General features: G+C 57.4%; 16 protein-coding genes. 6 read left to right on the top strand and 10 right to left on the bottom strand.

Annotated features, from left to right (window positions below; all coding sequences use genetic code 11):
• Positions 1 to 53 precede the first annotated feature (53 nt).
• Entirely contained in the window at positions 54 to 1,454 is a 1,401-nt protein-coding gene (locus tag ACR0AW_RS13360) for a helix-turn-helix transcriptional regulator (protein ID WP_170732947.1), read from the top strand.
• A 56-nt stretch (positions 1,455 to 1,510) separates the two neighbouring features.
• On the opposite strand, the gene ACR0AW_RS13355 is transcribed toward ACR0AW_RS13360, so the two are convergent.
• The 6 genes from ACR0AW_RS13355 to ACR0AW_RS13330 all read right to left on the bottom strand — a co-directional run bounded on the left by ACR0AW_RS13355 (position 1,511) and on the right by ACR0AW_RS13330 (position 7,338).
• The gene (locus tag ACR0AW_RS13355) at positions 1,511 to 1,750 is read right to left on the bottom strand and encodes an HP1242/YdcH family protein (RefSeq protein WP_170392158.1); all 240 of its coding nucleotides are present in this window, start codon (positions 1,748 to 1,750) and stop codon (positions 1,511 to 1,513) included.
• 133 nt (positions 1,751 to 1,883) lie between these two features.
• The gene (betA, locus tag ACR0AW_RS13350; protein WP_170732948.1) at positions 1,884 to 3,542 is read right to left on the bottom strand and encodes a choline dehydrogenase; all 1,659 of its coding nucleotides are present in this window, start codon (positions 3,540 to 3,542) and stop codon (positions 1,884 to 1,886) included.
• 88 nt (positions 3,543 to 3,630) lie between these two features.
• The gene (gene betC, locus ACR0AW_RS13345; RefSeq protein ID WP_170732949.1) at positions 3,631 to 5,139 is read right to left on the bottom strand and encodes a choline-sulfatase; all 1,509 of its coding nucleotides are present in this window, start codon (positions 5,137 to 5,139) and stop codon (positions 3,631 to 3,633) included.
• Positions 5,136 to 5,708, bottom strand: coding sequence for a choline-binding transcriptional repressor BetI (gene betI / locus ACR0AW_RS13340; protein ID WP_170392164.1), 573 nt, complete (start codon positions 5,706 to 5,708; stop codon positions 5,136 to 5,138). Before betI ends, betC begins: the two co-directional genes overlap by 4 nt.
• A gap of 57 nt (positions 5,709 to 5,765) precedes the next feature.
• Positions 5,766 to 6,698 carry a DMT family transporter gene (locus ACR0AW_RS13335; RefSeq protein WP_170732950.1) on the bottom strand — a complete coding sequence of 311 codons (933 nt, stop codon included), beginning with the start codon at positions 6,696 to 6,698 and terminating at the stop codon, positions 5,766 to 5,768.
• A gap of 40 nt (positions 6,699 to 6,738) precedes the next feature.
• Positions 6,739 to 7,338 (bottom strand): LysE/ArgO family amino acid transporter, encoded by a 600-nt coding sequence (locus tag ACR0AW_RS13330; protein ID WP_170420740.1) that lies wholly within the window; start codon positions 7,336 to 7,338, stop codon positions 6,739 to 6,741.
• 84 nt (positions 7,339 to 7,422) lie between these two features.
• Between ACR0AW_RS13330 and ACR0AW_RS13325 the strand changes: the two genes are divergently transcribed.
• Entirely contained in the window at positions 7,423 to 8,316 is an 894-nt protein-coding gene (locus ACR0AW_RS13325) for a LysR family transcriptional regulator ArgP (protein WP_170732951.1), read from the top strand.
• On the opposite strand, the gene ACR0AW_RS13320 is transcribed toward ACR0AW_RS13325, so the two are convergent.
• Positions 8,313 to 9,587 carry an MFS transporter gene (locus ACR0AW_RS13320; protein ID WP_170420736.1) on the bottom strand — a complete coding sequence of 425 codons (1,275 nt, stop codon included), beginning with the start codon at positions 9,585 to 9,587 and terminating at the stop codon, positions 8,313 to 8,315. The two genes, ACR0AW_RS13325 and ACR0AW_RS13320, sit on opposite strands and share 4 nt — an antisense overlap.
• A gap of 172 nt (positions 9,588 to 9,759) precedes the next feature.
• A complete protein-coding gene (locus ACR0AW_RS13315) occupies positions 9,760 to 10,500 on the bottom strand; it encodes a YebC/PmpR family DNA-binding transcriptional regulator (RefSeq protein ID WP_170392173.1) in 741 nt (246 codons plus the stop codon).
• Between the two features lie 110 nt (positions 10,501 to 10,610).
• On the opposite strand from ACR0AW_RS13315, the gene ACR0AW_RS13310 reads away from it, so the two are divergent.
• From ACR0AW_RS13310 to ACR0AW_RS13295, 4 genes are all read left to right on the top strand, one after another.
• Positions 10,611 to 12,383, top strand: coding sequence for an SLC13 family permease (locus tag ACR0AW_RS13310; RefSeq protein WP_170732952.1), 1,773 nt, complete (start codon positions 10,611 to 10,613; stop codon positions 12,381 to 12,383).
• A gap of 16 nt (positions 12,384 to 12,399) precedes the next feature.
• Positions 12,400 to 13,134: a glutamine amidotransferase gene (locus tag ACR0AW_RS13305; RefSeq protein ID WP_170732953.1), complete on the top strand. Its 735-nt coding sequence runs from the start codon at positions 12,400 to 12,402 to the stop codon at positions 13,132 to 13,134.
• A gap of 72 nt (positions 13,135 to 13,206) precedes the next feature.
• Positions 13,207 to 14,064 (top strand): bile acid:sodium symporter family protein, encoded by an 858-nt coding sequence (locus ACR0AW_RS13300; protein ID WP_170732954.1) that lies wholly within the window; start codon positions 13,207 to 13,209, stop codon positions 14,062 to 14,064.
• Between the two features lie 11 nt (positions 14,065 to 14,075).
• Positions 14,076 to 15,737: an FAD-binding dehydrogenase gene (locus ACR0AW_RS13295; RefSeq protein ID WP_170732955.1), complete on the top strand. Its 1,662-nt coding sequence runs from the start codon at positions 14,076 to 14,078 to the stop codon at positions 15,735 to 15,737.
• Here the strand turns inward: ACR0AW_RS13295 and ACR0AW_RS13290 are convergent, their stop codons facing one another.
• Positions 15,738 to 16,484 carry a YbaY family lipoprotein gene (locus ACR0AW_RS13290; protein WP_170401560.1) on the bottom strand — a complete coding sequence of 249 codons (747 nt, stop codon included), beginning with the start codon at positions 16,482 to 16,484 and terminating at the stop codon, positions 15,738 to 15,740.
• Between the two features lie 96 nt (positions 16,485 to 16,580).
• A complete protein-coding gene (locus tag ACR0AW_RS13285) occupies positions 16,581 to 18,359 on the bottom strand; it encodes an SLC13 family permease (protein WP_170392185.1) in 1,779 nt (592 codons plus the stop codon).
• Positions 18,360 to 18,412 lie beyond the last annotated feature (53 nt).

The raw sequence follows: 18,412 nt of genomic DNA, 5'->3' as shown, positions 1-18,412 counted from the left end.
GACAGGGTTTGCAAAGTTAGCCTGCAGATTCAGTAAAGCTGCAAAGAACCGCCATGGCCACTCAGAAACTATACGCTGGCGCCAAGCTGCGCGAAATGCGCACACGCCTGACCCTCACGCAGAAGGATTTCGCCGCAAAACTGGGCGTTTCACTGCCCTATTTGAACCAGATGGAGAATAACAACCGGCCGATCTCGACGACCGTTGTTCTGGCACTGGCGCAAGAGTTTGGTATGGATGTGACCGAACTCAGCACAGGGGATAGCGAACGATTGGTTTCGGATATGCGCGAAGCACTGGCCGATCCGGTGTTCGCCGAAACGGCGCCCCCTCTGGCTGATCTCAGGCTCACCGCTTCAAATGCGCCCGCGCTTGCACGCGCGTTCATCGAGTTACACCGCGCCTATCGCCAGACCCATGAACGCCTCGCCTCGCTCGACGAGGCATTGGGCCGCGAGGATGCCCGTATTCAGGCCAGCCCATGGGAAGAGGTGCGCGATTTCTTTCACTACTGCGACAATTATATTGACGCCGTTGACCGCGCCGCCGAACGCTTCGCCAGCCGTGCCGATGAAACCAGCGATATTCGGCAAGTCGCCCTGAACAGCCTGTCAGAACGCGGCATTCACGTCACTTTCGCCGACACAGAAACCTTACGCAGCTACAATGCTGGTGACAAAAACTTGCGCCTTTCCTCGCGCGCCGCACCACAAACGCAGGTCTTCCAACTGCTGCTGCAGGTGGCGTTGATCAGTCAGGATAAGCTGCTTGAAGCAACGCTAGATTTCGCCCGTTTCCAAAGCGATGAGGCCCGCGCCATCGCCAAGATTGGCCTCGCCAACTATTTTGCCGGGGCTTCGCTGATGCCTTACGGCGCTTTCCTGTCCGCAGCGCAAGACTATCGGCATGATTTGGAGCTGCTCAGCAACCGGTTCGGGGCGTCGATTGAACAGGTGGCGCACCGCCTGTCTACGCTACAACGCCCCGGCGCAAAGGGGATTCCGTTCTTTTTTGTCCGTGTCGATCAGGCCGGAACGATCACCAAACGCCATTCAGCCACGCGTCTTCAATTCGCCCGCTTCGGCGGCGCCTGCCCACTCTGGAATGTCCACCGGGCATTCGAGACCCCGGGTCATTTCCTGCAACAGCTAGCCGAGACGCCGGATGGCGTCCGCTATATCTCATTAGCTCGTGATGTTTCAAAATCCGGAGGCTCGTTCGGTGCTCCTGTCCGCCGCTACGCCATCGCCTTGGGATGTGAGGTTCGTCATGCCGAAGCATTGGTCTACGCCGATAATCTCGACATAAACAACGCGAGCGCTTACGAGCCCATCGGCATATCATGTCGCATATGCGAGCGCCAAACCTGCCACCAAAGATCAGTCCCACCGTTAGAGCGCCGCCTGACCATCGACGCCCATAGCCGCGGCACCCTGCCTTATGAGGTCACCTGATCTTCGCCTGGCCATATATATCCTGCGAGTCCGGGGGCAGAGCCCCCGCCTAATCCTCAGCTTTTTGACAAGATCGCCCAGATCTCGTCTTTGAGCGCCGCGCGTTTCTTGCGCAAATCAACCTCGGCCAATTCCTCCATCGGTTCGACGTTGGTTTCAGCCCGATGCACGGTGCGGTTGACCTCATGATACTCATCCGCAAGTCGGGCAAAATGCGCATCCGTTTGCTTGAGCTGACTCATCACTTCGAGCTTGTCGGGGAACTCTTCAGCCAGTTCATGCGGGGTATGAGACATCCAGTTGGCTCCTTGTTTCAGCGTTACATCCCAAGGCTAAACATGACTGTCGCACTCCGCTTTGACGCCGATCAAATTCCGAGCGCAATCAACCAGCTTTCAGGATAAATGCACGCCGTGGGTTTTGGATGTGTCAGCGCTGTGCCGTTGCCCATCTCGGACTTATCCAGGGCTGGTCGTTCGCTTTGGGCAGAGGGTCTTTCTGCAGCAAATGGTCCGACACCTTTTCACCCACCATGATCGACGGCGCGTTCAGATTGCCATTGGTGATTTGCGGGAAAATCGAGCTATCGGCGACGCGCAATCCATCCACCCCAATCACACGCCCCTGCGGGTCGACAACGGCATCCTTGTCATCCGGACGGCCCATGCGGCAAGTCCCGCAAGGGTGATAGGCGCTTTCGGCATGCTCAGCGATAAAGGCATCTAGCTCATCGTCCGACTGAACCTCCGCCCCCGGTTGGATCTCTTTACCGGCAAAGGGTTTGAACGCCTGCTGTCCAAAGATCTCTCGGGTCAAGCGAATGCAGGTTCTGAAGTCTTCCCAATCCGAATCATGGCTCATGTAGTTGAACCGGATCACCGGCGCGTCTTCGGCTTTGGCAGATCGCAGAGTCACAGCGCCGCGCGAGGGCGACCGCATTGGCCCCACATGCGCCTGGAATCCGTGCCCTTCGGCTGCCGCCTGCCCGTCATAGCGAACCGCCATCGGCAGAAAATGATATTGTATGTCAGGATATTCCACACCCGGTTTCGAACGCACGAAGGCGGCGCTTTCAAATTGGTTCGATGCACCAAGGCCTGTTTTGGTAAACAGCCATTGCGCTCCGATCATTCCTTTGCTGATCAGGTTCCAATGCTTGTAAAGCGTGATCGGCTGGATCGAGGCCTGTTGGATATAAAGTTCTAGGTGATCCTGCAGATTGGCGCCGACGCCAGGGCGGTCGGCGACCACTTTGATACCGTGCTCGGCCAGGTGCGCCGCGGGTCCAACCCCCGAAAGCATCAGCAACTTAGGCGAATTGATAGACGAAGCCGCCAATACAACCTCGCGCCGCGCTGTGATCACTTCCCGTTTGCCACCCCGGATCAATTCGACCCCGGATGCGCGCCCGGATTCAATAATCACGCGCGCCGCAAGACCCCGGATGATTTCGCAGTTTTGCCGCTTGAGCGCTGGCCTAAGGTACGCATTCGCCGCCGACCAGCGCCGTCCTTTCCAGACGGTCTGCTCCATCGGCCCAAAACCTTCTTGTTTCTCACCGTTATAGTCGCCAGTGACCTCATATCCAGCCTGCTGACCTGCATCGACGAACGCCTTAAACAGCGGATTTTCACGAGGCCCTCGCGACACGTGCAGAGGTCCATCCGTGCCTCTCCAAGTGTGATCACCGCCATGACCACCATCATGCCAGGTTTCCATGCGCTTGTAGTACGGCAGCACATCTGCATAGGACCATCCATCTGCGCCCATCTCGGCCCAGGTGTCAAAATCCCGCGCGTGACCGCGCACATAAACCATGCCATTGATCGAAGACGACCCTCCGATCACCTTGCCTCTGGGGCAAGCAAGTTGACGATTGTTCAGATGCGGTTCGGGCTCGGATTTGTAGCCCCAGTCATATCGCGACATATTCATCGGATAGCTTAGGGCGGCAGGCATTTGGATGAAGGGTCCGGCGTCAGTGCCGCCATGCTCGATCACCAGAACCGAAGCTCCGGCCTCACTCAGACGGTAAGCCATCGCGCAACCAGCAGAACCGGCGCCAACAATGACAAAATCTGCTTCCATATTCGTGTCTCCGTTCACCTTCGGGGCAAGATTTTTCGACGAAAAGTCTCTGCACTTCCGACGGGTGCAATTTCAAAAATGTAAAGGATTACTCGCCACGCGGATAACGCTGGCTATCCTCGACATCGTTCAGGTCCATATGATTGCGCATGTACCGTTCAGACGCTTTCTGAAGAGGCTGATAATCCCAAGGATAATAGCCACCCTGCCGCAGTGCCTCATAAACCACCCAGCGCCGGGCTTGGCTGGCCCTCACATCGGCGTCAAAGCGATCCAAATCCCATCGCGCCTCGGATTTAGCACGCAGTGTTTGCAAGGTGCCTGCATGTTCGGGCAGGCCAGCGAGATTTTCCATCTCATGCGGATCAGCCTCGAGATCGAACAGTTGATCGGGGTCCAATGTACAGCGATTGTATTTCCACTTGCCATAACGCAAGGAGACTAAAGGAGCGTATGAGGCCTCGGCGGCATATTCCATTGCAACCGGCGCGGTTCGGTCTGTGCCCTTTGCCAACGGAACAAGGTCCTCACCATCCGTCCAAGGTGAGATTTCAGCCATATCGACGCCCGCCAACGTACCAAGCGTCGGTGTCACGTCGATCGTCGAAACTGGTGTATCGATGCGACCAACTGGAAGATCGGAGGCAGAAATCATGAGCGGCACGCGGGAAGAGCCCTCGAAGAAAGTCATCTTGAACCATAACCCGCGCTCACCCAGCATGTCGCCGTGGTCGGACACGAACAGTATGATCGCCTCTTGCCGCGTCGTTTCCAGAACCTCCAGTATCTCACCGATCTTGTCATCCAGATATGAGATATTGGCGAAATAGGCGCGACGGGATTTGCGAATATCCTCGGTCGTTATGTCGAAGCTGCGCCAGTCATTGGCATCGAAAATACGTTTGGAATGCGGGTCCTGATTGTCATATCCCAGATCCGCGATCTGTGGCTCAAGATGCTCACAATCTTCATACAGATCCCAGTACTTGCGTCGCGCCACGTAAGGATCGTGTGGGTGCGTGAAGCTGACGGTCACACACCAGGGGCGATCATCCTTGCCGCGTGCAAGGTCATATAGCTTGGCCTTGGCGTTATAAGCGACCTCGTCATCATATTCCATCTGGTTGGAAATCTCGGCAATGCCTGCCCCAGTGACCGAGCCCATATTGTGATACCACCAGTCGATGCGCTCACCGGGTTTACGATAGTCCGGCGTCCAACCGAAATCTGCCGGGTAGATATCAGTGGTCAGACGATCTTCGAACCCGTGCAACTGGTCTGGGCCGACAAAGTGCATCTTGCCGGACAAGCAGGTGTAATATCCTGCACGACGAAGGTGGTGGGCATAGGTCGGGATATCGCTGCTAAACTCGGCGGCGTTGTCATAGACGCCAGTGCGCGATGGCAGTTGACCCGACATAAAGCTCGCACGTCCCGGAGCACAGAGCGGCGAGGCAGTGTATGCATTTGCGAAACGCGTTGATCTTGCCGCCAGCTTCTTCAGGTTCGGCGCATGCAACCATTCTGCAGGACCGTCGGGGAAGAGGGTCCCGTTGAGCTGATCCACCATCAAGATCAGAATATTCGGCTTTGTCATTTTTCGGCCTCTAGGAAAACTCTCAGTACCCGCAGCGCATGGGTGACTGCCCGCTGCGGCTCTTGTGGGGAATTCAGTGCAGAGTGGATGTACAACCCATCGATCAGCGCGATCATACCTTCGGCAGCCTCGCTCGGGTCACTCATATGTGGACGCAACGCATGGATCAGGTTCGAGCGGATGCGCGCCTGATAGATTTGCCAGAGCCTCAGCGCATCATCGTTGGTTTGCGCCAAAACATAAAAAGTCATCCAAGCTGCGATAACATCCGGTGTGAAACACGATGGCGCGAAACAGGCGCGAATGATGGCCTGTGCGCGCTCTTCCGGATCTGCCGTGCTGAGTTGTGCGCGCGCTTCAGATCCAAAATCCGTCAGGATACGCCGCATCGCGGCTAGGAATATCTGTTCTTTGCCCCCAAAGTAATGATGCGCCAATGCACTGGACATACCTGCGCGTTTGGCGATCTGGCTAACGGTGACATCAAGGGATTTTTGCGCGCCAAGCTCGGCGATCGTCGCCTTGACGATCGCGTCCCGCCGGATCGGCTCCATTCCGAGTTTTGGCATCTTCGCCTCTTCGCCATACCTGAGTGCAAGGAAGGCTAAGCGGTTTTTATTGACTCGTCAATCAATAACGGTTCTTGGTTTCGCCGGTGGGGTCTCAGAACCTTGCGGCGGTGTGCCGCCACGGCTCAGCACGGCTTCACGCCAGGTGATGAAGCTGACGGCAGCCAGGATCAGAGTGCCTCCTGCAATTACCCAGATGTCGATGCGTTCATGGAAGGCCAAAGCGCCGAGCAAAGTGGCCCAGATCAGCTGCAGGAACGTCACCGGCTGGGTCACGGCCACCGGGGCAGCCTGCAATGCAAGCGTCATGAAATAGTGCCCCGCAGTCGCAAAGCTGGCGACGATGAAAAGTATACCAAGATCGCGCAGGCTGGGCGGCTCCCAAACCGCGACGGCGAAAGGGATAAGCGCGATGGTGACCCATATCGAAAGATGGGCAACAACGGCTGAGGGACGGATATCACGGACCATGACTTTGGCCAGCAGATAGGAACCACCAAGCGCTAGTGCAGCCCACAGCATCGCTATGTGACCGGGCAATATCTCGCGAAAGCCCGGGCGCAGGATGATCACTACTCCAATCACAGCAACACCAATCGCGGCGATACGACGAAAAGCTAGCTTTTCACCCAAGAACAGTGCCGCACCCACCGTGACGTAGATAGGTGTCATGTAATTCATCGCGGTCACCTCGGCGAGGGGGATGCGCGTCATCGCAAAAAACCAAAGCATGACGGCGATGGCGTGGATCATTCCGCGTAGTCCAAACAGCGTTAGATTGCGCGGGGTCAATGGAGTTCCGAGGATCGCCCGGATTGCGGGCAAAAGAAACACCAGACCCAGGACATAGCGCAAGAATGCCGCTTGAATGGGGTTCATGCTGGTTCCCAGAACCTTCACCAGCGCATTCATGCCCACAAAGGACAGCCCGGCCGCAAGCATCCAAAACATGCCAACAAGCGGGCGGTACTGATCATTAGGTGAGGTCATACAAACGGTTGAACACCGAATTCTGATCCGGGACAACCCTTCACATGATAACAAGTTTCAACGCGATCATAAGCATCACGATTCCGATGATAAAATCAAGAATCTGCCATGCGCGCGGGCGGGCAAAAATCGGTGAAAGCACTCTAGCACCGTAGCCGAGCGAAAAGAAGAAAACGAAACTCGAAGTCATCGCCCCTATCGCAAACCCCATGCGATCTGAATATTGGGCCGATATCGACCCGATCAATACGACCGTATCCAGATATACATGGGGGTTGAGCCAAGTGAAGGCCAGCACGGTCAGCATGGCCGCACGCAGGCTGGTGCGCTGCCCTGTTGCGGTATCCATCACCGCCCCACCTTGCCAGGCAGACCCAAAACTTCGTAGGGCGTACCAAATCAGAAACACCGCCCCACCATAGCGCATCACCGTTTCAAACCATGGCGCGGCCTGAGCCAGGGTGCCGAACCCTGCAACACCCGCCCCGATCAGTATCGCGTCAGACACTGCGCAGGTCAGGCACAGTGCAAAGACGTGCTCGCGCCGCAGGCCTTGGCGCAGAACAAAGGCGTTCTGAGCGCCTATCGCCAATATAAGGCTAAAACTCAGGGCAAACCCGGCAATCATTGATGGGAACATGCAGCCTCCTGTCGATGCTCGTTGACTACATGGCCAGTGTGAATCTATCAAATTAATGATGATTACCCAGATTAAGTAACTCTAATGCTCCTCGACCCTCATCAGCTATCAGCATTGGCGGCGATCTTGCGACACGGCAGCTTTGAGGCCGCAGCCGCAGAGCTATCCGTCACCCCGTCGGCTATTTCGCAGAGGATCAAGGCGTTGGAGGATCGTGTTGGTGCGGCCCTCATTCATCGCGGCACCCCATGCACCGGCACTCCGGCGGGTCTGCGGATCGCCCGTCATGCCGAAGATATCGGCCTGTTGGAGGCAAAGCTGGCGCGAGAGCTGACTTTGGATCAGCGTGAAGGTCCGGTACGGGTTCGCGTCGCGCTACCGGCTGACAGTCTGGCCACATGGTTTATCGACGCGATGGCGCGCGCCGAAGACATACTGTTCGACCTTGTAATTGACGATCAGGACCATTCGGCTGACTGGCTGCGGCGTGGCGACGTAAGTGCGGCGATAACGGTGGATGGTCAGAACATTACCGGATGCGATGCCATTGCGTTGGGCACTTTGCGCTATTTGCCGACCGCGAGCCCCGGCTTCATGCAGCGGTGGTTTTCTGATGGGGTTTCCGCCAAATCCCTGGCACAGGCCCCCTGCTTGACCTTCAACCGTAAAGATAATCTGCAGAAATCCTGGATATATGCCCAGACAGGCAGCCGTCTTTCGCCACCGTCTCACTTTCTGCCGTCCACAAATGCCTTTGTTGACGCGGCAATCGCCGGTTTAGGATGGGGTATGAACCCCGAAAGCCTTGTAAGAAGAGCGATCGCAAACGGGCAGATTTGTGAAGTAATCCCCGATGCGCCGCTCGATATCGAACTGACCTGGCAGATCGGGCGTGTCCTTGCCCCTGCCCTTGCACCCTTGACCCAAGCGGTACGTCGCGCGGCAACGCAGCAACTGATCGCACCGGCGGCAGATTAGGCCTGCGACTCTGAAGCCTTTTGCGGTTTCGCGATGCGGTAACAGCTAAATGCCGCCCAGATGCTGGCCAGCACGATAAACACGATGGCAGCGGCAACCTCGTGCATATGTGCAACCGCAGCCAAAATTGCAGACAGTGCAACGGCAGCGAGTCTGCAGATGGATTTGATGGCTGCTGCGCCCTGAATACGTTGTTCCTTGGGCGCAACATCTAAAAAATACAGCTGGCGCGCACTGGAAATTCCGGTTGTCGCCACCGAGACGACAAACAGGGCAATCGCGTGCAAGTGAACTTCGTGATCGATACCGGCATAGTGGAACGCCAACAAAACGATCCCTGTCACAGCGACCAACAAGTTGCCCGCGACCATCACGGTACGGTGTGATTTCATGTTCACCAGTTGCCACAAGGGCGCCGAGACCAGATAGCCGGACGCGGATGAGATGATCATGGCCGTCAAACCCTTGGCCGAGTTGTGATGTGCCTCGGCAGCGATGAGCGCAAAAAACGGAACCGACAGCGATACGACAACCAAAGGAAGCCGCAGAGCCATATAGCGCCGGAACCATGGCTGTTCGAACATACTTACGATTCCGGAGATGATGTTCTGCAGCGATTGACGTCCTGCACCTTTAGGTTTTCCATTACCGGATTCATCGGGGGCGATCTCGGCCATGCCGAGAATGCATAATGCTGAAAACAAGAAAAACACGACCGAGGCCGCAATCACCGCGGAATGCCGCGAGAATGGCGGGTACTCTTTCGTGATCTCGTGTATCAGCAACACCAAGCCGATGGCACAAAGACCTCCCGCGCCCAATTGGAGATAACGGATAACCATCCGGGATTTCGATTTCAGATGATCGCCCAACAGGTCAGACAGCATCAGGGATTGGCTTTCTTCAATAAGCCCAATCATGAAAAAGGCGATCACAAAGGCAATGGCCGTCAATGAGACACTGCCGGTAGCCGCGATCAAAAGGGCCATCAGAAGGCAACCGCCAATTCCGATCTCGGTCAGGGCAATCCCGCGTTTCTTCCGCGCCTGCGCAGCAATGGAGCGGGCGAAAAACACGTCCGAGATCATGCTGCCAACCATGCGGATCGACACCAATGCACCGGCAAGGAACATCGGTAACTCCAGCGAGACCGCAAGGAATGGCAATACGATAGACGGGCTGCCCAAAGTCCACGCCACCTGGGAAAGGATACTTTGGCTAGCCAGAACCGGGACATTTCGTCGGGCCGGATCAGTCGATTTACTCGCCATTTGCGATGCTCTGCATGATGTGCCTACGGTTGCCTTTCAGGTCCTTCAGCCTCAATGATCTGAGTTTAATCGCAAGAGGCTTCAGGACCAAGGCTTGTGTAAAACGCGCAGCTGCAACAGAAAAACCCGGCCGCTGGGCCGGGTTTGGTTCATCTGGCGTTTGTCCGATGCATCAGAGCTGCGCCATAACCTCGTCGGTCGCTTCGAAGTTAGTGGTCACGCGCTGAACGTCGTCGTCGTCTTCCAATGCATCCACCAATTTCATCAGCTTTTGCATGTCTTCCAGACCCAACTCGGTCGTCGTTGTCGGCTTCCAGACCAGCTTGGTGGATTCGGATTCGCCCAGCGCCTCTTCCAGCGCGTTTGACACATCGTTCAGATCCGTATCTGCGCACCAGATGATGTGACCGTCATCCGAGCTTTCGACATCCTCTGCCCCGGCCTCGATCGCGGCTTCGAAAATCGTATCCGCATCGCCTGCGTCTGCCTGATACACAACTTCGCCCTTGCGGTCGAACATGAACCCGACCGAGCCGGTTTCACCCAAGTTTCCACCATTCTTCGAAAAGGTCGAACGAACAGTCGAGGCGGTACGGTTCCGATTGTCGGTCATCGTTTCAACAATCACGGCCACACCGTTGGGACCATAGCCCTCATACCGGATTTCTTCGTATTCATCGCCCTCGCCTGCTACGGACTTCTTGATCGCACGGTCGATCACGTCCTTGGGCACCGAATTCGACTTGGCCTCTTTCACCGCCAGACGCAGGCGCGGGTTCTTGTCGGGATCGGGGTCGCCCATCTTGGCGGCGACCGTGATCTCTTTCGACAGCTTGGAAAACAGTTTGGACCGCGCGGCGTCCTGACGTCCCTTGCGGTGTTGGATATTGGCCCATTTGGAGTGGCCTGCCATGGTGCGTCCTCGTCATCGTGATTGCGTGTTTGGCGCTCATATAGACGTTTGCGGGGCAAAGGATCAAGAGAGCGGCTTGCCCTGTCTTCGCCCGTGACTATGGTGGCGGTATGACGACAGATCAGATCATTCTTTTTTCCCTTTTCATCGCCGTTTTCGGAATGCTGCTCTGGGGGCGGTTCCGCTATGACCTTGTAGCATTCACCGCCTTGATGATCGCGGTCACGCTGGGTGTGGTGCCCGTTGACAATGCCTTTGCCGGGTTCGGGCACCCGGCCACGATCATCGTGGCGTTGGTGCTGGTGGTTTCTGCCGGTCTGGTGCGCTCGGGTGCAGTGTTCATGATCACGCGCACACTGGTCGACGCATCGCGCGGATTGGGCGCGCATATCGCGCTAATGGGCGGCATCGGGGCGATCCTATCGGCCTTCATGAACAACGTCGCGGCGCTGGCGCTACTGATGCCAGTCGATATCCAGACCGCGCGCAAAGCGGGGCGCCCGGTCGGCCTTAGCCTGATGCCGCTCAGCTTTGCGACGATCCTGGGAGGGATGGCCACGCTGATTGGTACGCCGCCAAATATCATCATCGCCTCGATCAGGGCTGAAACACTGGGCGAACCGTTTCACATGTTCGATTTCGCACCGGTGGGCGGATTGGCTGCAATTGCGGGGCTGGCGTTCGTCGCGCTGATCGGCTGGCGCCTCATTCCCAATCGCGGCGCGCAGGAAGAAACCTCGGAAGTTTTGGCCGAATACATCGCCGAACTGACGATCCCGCCTGAATCGCCCCATATCGGGAAACGGGTCAGTGAGCTTTATGAGGCCGCCGAGAAATCTGACGTCGCTATCATCGGCCTGATCCGGGACGGAAAGCGACGCTATGGTCGATCAACCCACGCAACCCTGCATGAAGGCGATGCGCTTGTTCTGGAAGCACGCCCCGAAGCGCTGGATGAGTTCCGCGCCGCGCTCAATCTGGATTTCTCGGACGCCCGTCGGCAGGAGGTTTTGACTGCCGAAGGCGAAGGGCTGGAAGTGGTTGAAGTCGTTGTCCCCGAAAGCGCGCGCATCACTGGGCGAACTGCGCAGGCGTTAGGACTGGCCTGGCGACAGAGTACAGTCCTGATGGGCATTTCACGCCAAGGGCGCCGGATCACCAGTCAGGTTCGCAAAACCGAGGTCGAGCCCGGCGACATCTTATTGCTGCTGTGCCCGCGCGACCGAGCACCCGATGTCACCGAGTGGCTCGGCTGCCTGCCCCTGGCCGAGCGCGGCTTGAATGTAACCGCGAATGATAAAGCCTGGCTTGCCATCGGCCTGTTTGCCGCAGCCGTGTTGGCGGCCAGTATCGGGCTGATCTATCTGCCGATCGCACTGGGGTTCGTGGTCGTCGCCTATGTGCTGACCAAGATCATGCCGATTGCGGATATCTACAACCACATCGAATGGCCGGTGGTTGTATTGCTGGGGTCAATGATCCCATTGGGCAGCGCGCTTGAAACCTCGGGCGGAACCGAGTTGATCGCCAACGCCTTGATTCAGCTGACCAACGGCCTGCCCGCCTGGGCAATCCTGACCGTACTGATGGTCGTGACGATGACCCTGTCCGATGTGTTGAACAACACAGCCACCGCCATTGTCGCGGCCCCTGTTGGCATTCAGATGGCGCGCACGCTTGAGGTGTCGCCAGATCCGTTTCTGATGACGGTGGCCGTTGCGGCGTCTGCCGCGTTTCTGACGCCCATTGGGCACAAGAACAATACGCTGGTGCTTGGTCCCGGAGGATACCGTTTTGGTGATTACTGGCGCATGGGGCTGCCGCTGGAAATCCTGATCATCGCGGTCTCGATCCCCGCGATCCTTGTGTTCTGGCCGCTTTGATGGCTAAAGGCTGTCTATGAAACGCTTTCTGATCCTGCAACTGCGCCCGGAAACCGATGCATCGGATGCCGAATATGCCTCGATACTGGACAAAACCGGGCTGAGCCCTGCGCAAACTCATCGCATCCGGCTGGATTGCGAAGACCTGCCCGAAGGGTTGGATGTCGTCGATTACGCTGGTGTCATCGTGGGTGGGGGTCCCGGCTGCGTCAGCGACGATCCGACCACCAAATCCGCGCTGGATGCAAAGATCGAAGGCGCAATCATGGGACTGATGCCCCAGATCACTGCGAAAGATCACCCGTTCATGGGCTGCTGCTATGGCTTGGGTATTCTCGCCGTACATTTGGGCGGAGATGTCAGCAAACGGCAATTTGGCGAACCGGTCGGACCGTCCGACTGCCGTCTGACAGAGGATGGCGCCCAAGACCCCTTGACCGCAGGCCTAAAGCCGAAATTCGAAGCGTTTGTGGGACATAAGGAAGCCGTGCAGTTACTGCCGGATGGCTGCGTTCATCTGGTAGCGTCTGACCCCTGCCCGTTTCAGATGATCCGCTGGGGGCAGAATGTCTATGCCACCCAATTCCACCCCGAAGCGGACGCCAAAGATTTTGAGCAGCGGATCAACATCTACAAGGACCACGGCTATTTTCCGCCAGAGGATGCGCAAAGCTTGATCGATATGTGCCATGCCGCAGACGTTACGGAGCCGGGTGAAATCCTGCGCCGGTTTGCTCAACGCTACGGGTGACCCAACGGCGTTGTTGCCTGATCTACGACCCCTCGCATAGGCTGGCCCGAATGACTTTGGGAGGAGTTGTTCTTGGACCTGCTTATCAACGTTGGCCTGCCCATTTCGCTGGCCATTATCATGTTGTCACTGGGGATCGGGCTAGAAGCCGCCGATTTCCGCCGGGTTTTGGCGCGGGGGTACCCCTTCGCCATTGGCGCCATCAGTCAAGTTGTGCTGATACCATTGGCTGCCTTCGCGACGGTCACTCTGTTCGGACTGCCCGCTGAAATCGCCGTGGGTGTCATGCTTTTAAGCTTTTGCCCCGGTGGGGTCACCAGCAACATCCTCGCAAAATTTGCCAAAGGTGATGTGGCGCTGTCGGTCAGCCTGACAGCGGTGATCAGCCTGCTGTCCATCGTGACCGTCCCCATTCTGGCCGCATGGTCCATAGATCATTTCATGGGCGAGGCCGCACCCAAAGTTTCGATCAGCGCATTAGCCACCGCGCTGTTCCTGATCACGACCCTACCAGTCGCCATTGGTGTCGCCATACGTCACTTTGCAAGGGGGTTCGCCATTCGGGTCGACGGCCCGCTTTCGACGCTCGCATCGATACTGTTCGTGCTGATCGTCGCGGCGGCACTGGCCGGAAACTGGCAGTTCTTCATCCAAAGCCTCAGCTCGATTGGGGCAGCTCTGATCGCGTTGAACGTTGCGCTGTTGCTGATCGGTCTGGGGCTGGCGCGCATCGCCAATCTGACATGGAGTGAGGCGAAAACGATCTCGGTCGAGACTGGCATTCAGAATTCGGCGATGGGAATTACGCTGGCAGCTTTGATCACCGGCACCACGACCGGCTTCAGCCCACTTGCCGTTCCCGCCGCCGTTTATGGTATCACGATGTATGTGGTCGTAACCCCCTTCATCCTTTGGTTCCGCAGCCGCTGAAAGGACATTCGATGACCAATAACACCGCAGATGCGATCGTGATCGGAGGCGGCCTTGCGGGCCTCTCGGCGGCGGCCGAATTGGGCGACCGGGGCAAGCGGGTGATCGTGCTGGATCAGGAGCCCGAGCATTTTCTGGGTGGACAGGCGTTTTGGAGCCTCGGCGGCCTGTTCATGGTCGACACCCCCGAGCAACGTCGCATGGGCATCCGCGACAGCCACGATCTGGCGCTGCGCGACTGGATGGGCAGCGCGCAGTTTGACCGCGATGAAGACAACTGGCCCCGCAAATGGGCTGAAGCCTATGTCGAGTTCGCCGCAGGTGAAATGCGTCCGTGGCTGCATGAAATGGGGCTGCGCTGGTTTCCCGTCGTGGGCTGGGCCGAACGCGGCGGTTCTTATGCGGACGGACATGGCAACTCGGTCCCGCGCTTTCACATCACTTGGGGAACCGGCCCAGGTGTACTTGAGCATTTTATCCGCCGCGTCCGCGCGCATGTCGACGCCGGCTTGATCCAACTGAAGTTCCGTCACCAAGTCAGCCACATCATTATGCAAAATGGTTCTGCCAAAGGCGTGTCAGGGGAAGTCCTGGCCGATGACGGCATTCAAAGAGGTGGCAAGACCAACCGGGACGAAGTAGGCGAATTCGAAGTCTATGCCCCTTCGGTTATTGTCACCTCTGGTGGGATCGGTGGGAATTTTGAAATGGTGAGACAGAACTGGCCCCGCGACCGGCTGGGTGAACCGCCCAAAGATATGGTGGCAGGCGTTCCGTTTCATGTCGATGGCCGCATGATCCCGATCAGCGAGAAAGCTGGCGGACATGTCATCAACGGCGACAGAATGTGGCATTACACCGAAGGGGTGCGCAATTGGGATCCGATCTGGCCCGCGCACGGTATACGTATTCTACCCGGCCCAAGTTCGATGTGGTTCGATGCGCGCGGCAATCGCCTGCAACCCCCTTGCCTGCCAGGGTTCGATACGCTGGGAACGCTGAAAGAGATCCTGAAAACCGGATATGAATACAGCTGGTTCGTTCTGACCCAGAAGATCATCAAAAAGGAATTTGCACTTTCGGGGTCCGAGCAGAACCCGGATTTCACTTCGGGGAGCTGGAAAGAGGTGATCCGTCAGCGCATCCTGTCTGGCACCAAGGCGACTGGGCCGGTCGAGGCGTTCAAGGAAAAGGGCGAGGATTTCGTCGTCGCCAACACGCTGACTGAATTGGTCAGCGGCATGAACCAATTAGGCGGGGGTCTGATAGACGAGACGCATCTGCGCACCCAGATCGAGGCACGGGATTCTCAGGTCGACAATCCGTTTTCCAAAGACGCCCAGATGATGGCCATCCTTGCGGCACGCAATTATCGGGGCGACAAGCTGATCCGGACGGCCAAACCGCACAAGTTCCTCGATCCATCAAACGGCCCGCTAATCGCGGTCAAGCTGCACGTACTGACCCGCAAGACACTGGGCGGGCTGCAGACCAATCTGGACAGTCAGATGATCGGCGCCAATGGACAAATCGTCCCTGGCTTGTTTGCAGCCGGAGAGGTCGCGGGCTTTGGCGGCGGCGGCTACCACGGGTACAACGCGCTAGAGGGCACGTTTCTGGGCGGTTGCATCTTCTCGGGTCGCAACGCAGGAAGGTCCCGCGCAGTGGCCTGATTACTGGGTGCGCACGAATTTCAGTATCGGCTCACCTGCAGCATCGAGCAAAACCATGCTGTCGCCGGCAACGGCATAGTTCGTCACGTTTTGCAGGGCAGCAAAGAACTGATCCTCGACCTCGTCCAGTTCTGGCGGGCACGCCATTAAAGTCGCGGCCATATTGTCTGGAAACTCAAGGCTGTTGCCGGTGATCTCGGCTTGCCCAGAAAACCGGTTGCAACCGCCCGTGCCACCGAACGCACCACCTTGAGCGAAGGAAAGCTGGGGCGGCCGTTTTGTGTCGAGCACGGTTCCACCGATACCGATGGCTGTCCACTCAGTCCCTTCCAGGGTCGCGGGGCTCTGAGCACCGGCCTGCACCAGCACAAGATCAGCCGAATTGCCTTCGCCGTTGGTCAGCACGGGATGGACCGTATCCGTCGTAAACAACAGCTCACCCCCGCGATAGATCGACCCGCGTACTGCATAGGTCATCCCCTCGCGGATCAGCGCGTCATCAAAAGTCAGTTCAAATTCCGAGGGCACTCCGTTCAACGCATAGCGTTGCGCCGCCAGCGTGACCGCTGCCGCATCGGCCCGAGAGATATCCTGCAATTCGACAAATAGCGTCGCATCCGGTGGCAGGGCGATCCGTTCACGGTAGGTTGCCGTGCCAGTGACTGTTCCTGCCGAGCTTTGGCTGCCCAGCAAGGCCAATACGATTGCTCCGGCCACAATGGCCTGCCCGAGTTTTGGAAAAGGCATGATCCCATCCTTTCACATTCATCTTAGGCAAAAAGATTGTGACGATATCGACATTTACAAGGCCCGAAACACCAGGTCGGCGAATCCGTGCCAGTGTCAGAGCGGCCAGATGAACGGAATAAGAAGTGACGCCAGCAGACCCACAGTCAGGTTCAGCGGCACACCAACTTTCAGAAAATCGGTGAATCTGTACCCACCCGGGCCATACACCATCATGTTGGTCTGATAGCCAATCGGCGTCGCAAAGGATGCCGATGCCGCCACCATCACCGCGACCACCAGCGGGCGCGGATCAATTCCTACAGCCTGAGCCAGAGAGATCGCGATCGGAGTGACCACCACCGCCACGGCGTTGTTCGAAACCAATTCGGTTAGCACCGAGGTCAACAGATATACGGCCCATATGATCAAGAAAGGTGGCAACATGCCAAGCGCCGGTGCGACCGCTTCGACAATCAGTGTAACCGCGCCCGATTTATCGAGCGCAGCCCCAATTGCGAGCATGGAGAAGATCAGGGCCAGCAATCGGCCTTCGACAAATGAGAACGCCTCATCCGCGTCGATACATCGGGTCAGCAAAACCACAGCAACGGCGATGATCGACAACAGCAAAATCGGTGCCACGCCCAACCCCGCCAGGGCGACGATCCCGACCAGCGCACCGATGGCTATGGGCGCATGGCTGCGGCGAAACGCTCGTGCCGAAGGTTGCGTAACATCGACCATATCCATATCGGCGGCCAGCTTCTGGATATCCGCAGGCGAGCCCTCTAACAGCAGCGTATCCCCGACGCGCACGGTCAAAGCATCCAACTGACGCCCGATATTCTGGTTCCTGCGATGAACCGCCAGGACGTAGACACCATATCGGCGACGTAACCGCATCGCACCAAGCGTTCGACCGACCATACGGCAGCCCGGCGTGATCAGAACCTCAACCGTCTTGGTCTCAACAGCTGAGACCTGATCCACGCGCTTGAGTTCCTTGTTGCTTTGAAGACTCAGCAATTCGGTCATCTCGGTGCGCAAAACTACCCTGTCGCCCACTTTCAGCGTCACCCCCTTAAGGTTCCGCCGCAGTGAATCATCGCCTCGGATGACGTCGATCAGGCGCACACCGGGGCGCTTGAACAGCTGAACACCGGTCACTTCGCGGTCGATCAGATTGCTGTCGGGTGGGATAACCGCCTCAGTAAAGAACTTCATCTTGGACCGGTCGCTGAGCATCTCAGCCATGCTGTCACGCTCGGGTAGCAGTCGTGGCGCAATGAAGCGCAGGTACACCATACCGTAGATCACCAGCGCGATGCCCAGCGGGGTAACCTCGAAGATCGAAAACGCCGTCATACCCTGTGCGCGGGCCACACCATCGACCAACAGGTTAGTCGAGGTGCCAATCAGCGTCAGCGTACCCCCAAGGATCGCCGCATAGCTGAGCGGGATCAACAATTTGGACGCCGAAACGTTCAGCGTGCGGGCGATCTGGATAAAGACCGGGATCATTACAACAACAACCGGTGTGTTCGACACCACCGCCGAAGCGACGACGACAAACGCCATCAATAACCCGATAGCAAACCGAGGGTTCACCTGCGCCTGCTTCTGCGCGAGCGAGGTGAAGGCATCAAGCGCTCCGGTGCGCACCAAGGCACCCATGATGATGAACATCGCGCCGATGGTCCACGGCGCGGGATTCGAAAGGACTGCAAGCGCACTTTGATAGGGCAGGATACCGGTTGCCAGCATCAGGGCCGCCCCGCCGATTGCGACGACTTCGGTCGGATAGACCTCGCGCAGAAACATGATGAACATGCCCGCTACGATCATCAGCGCCAGAATTGCGCTGCCCATCTCTGTCAGTTGAAGGAATTGCATTCTTGGTATTCTGTCCGAACCCTGATCTGGCACACGCGCCTAATAGGTAGTTT

This window comes from Ruegeria sp. C5 (assembly GCF_056537605.1).
Note: the sequence above shows the minus strand (reverse complement) of the source record. Positions and strands in the feature narration are given on the sequence as shown.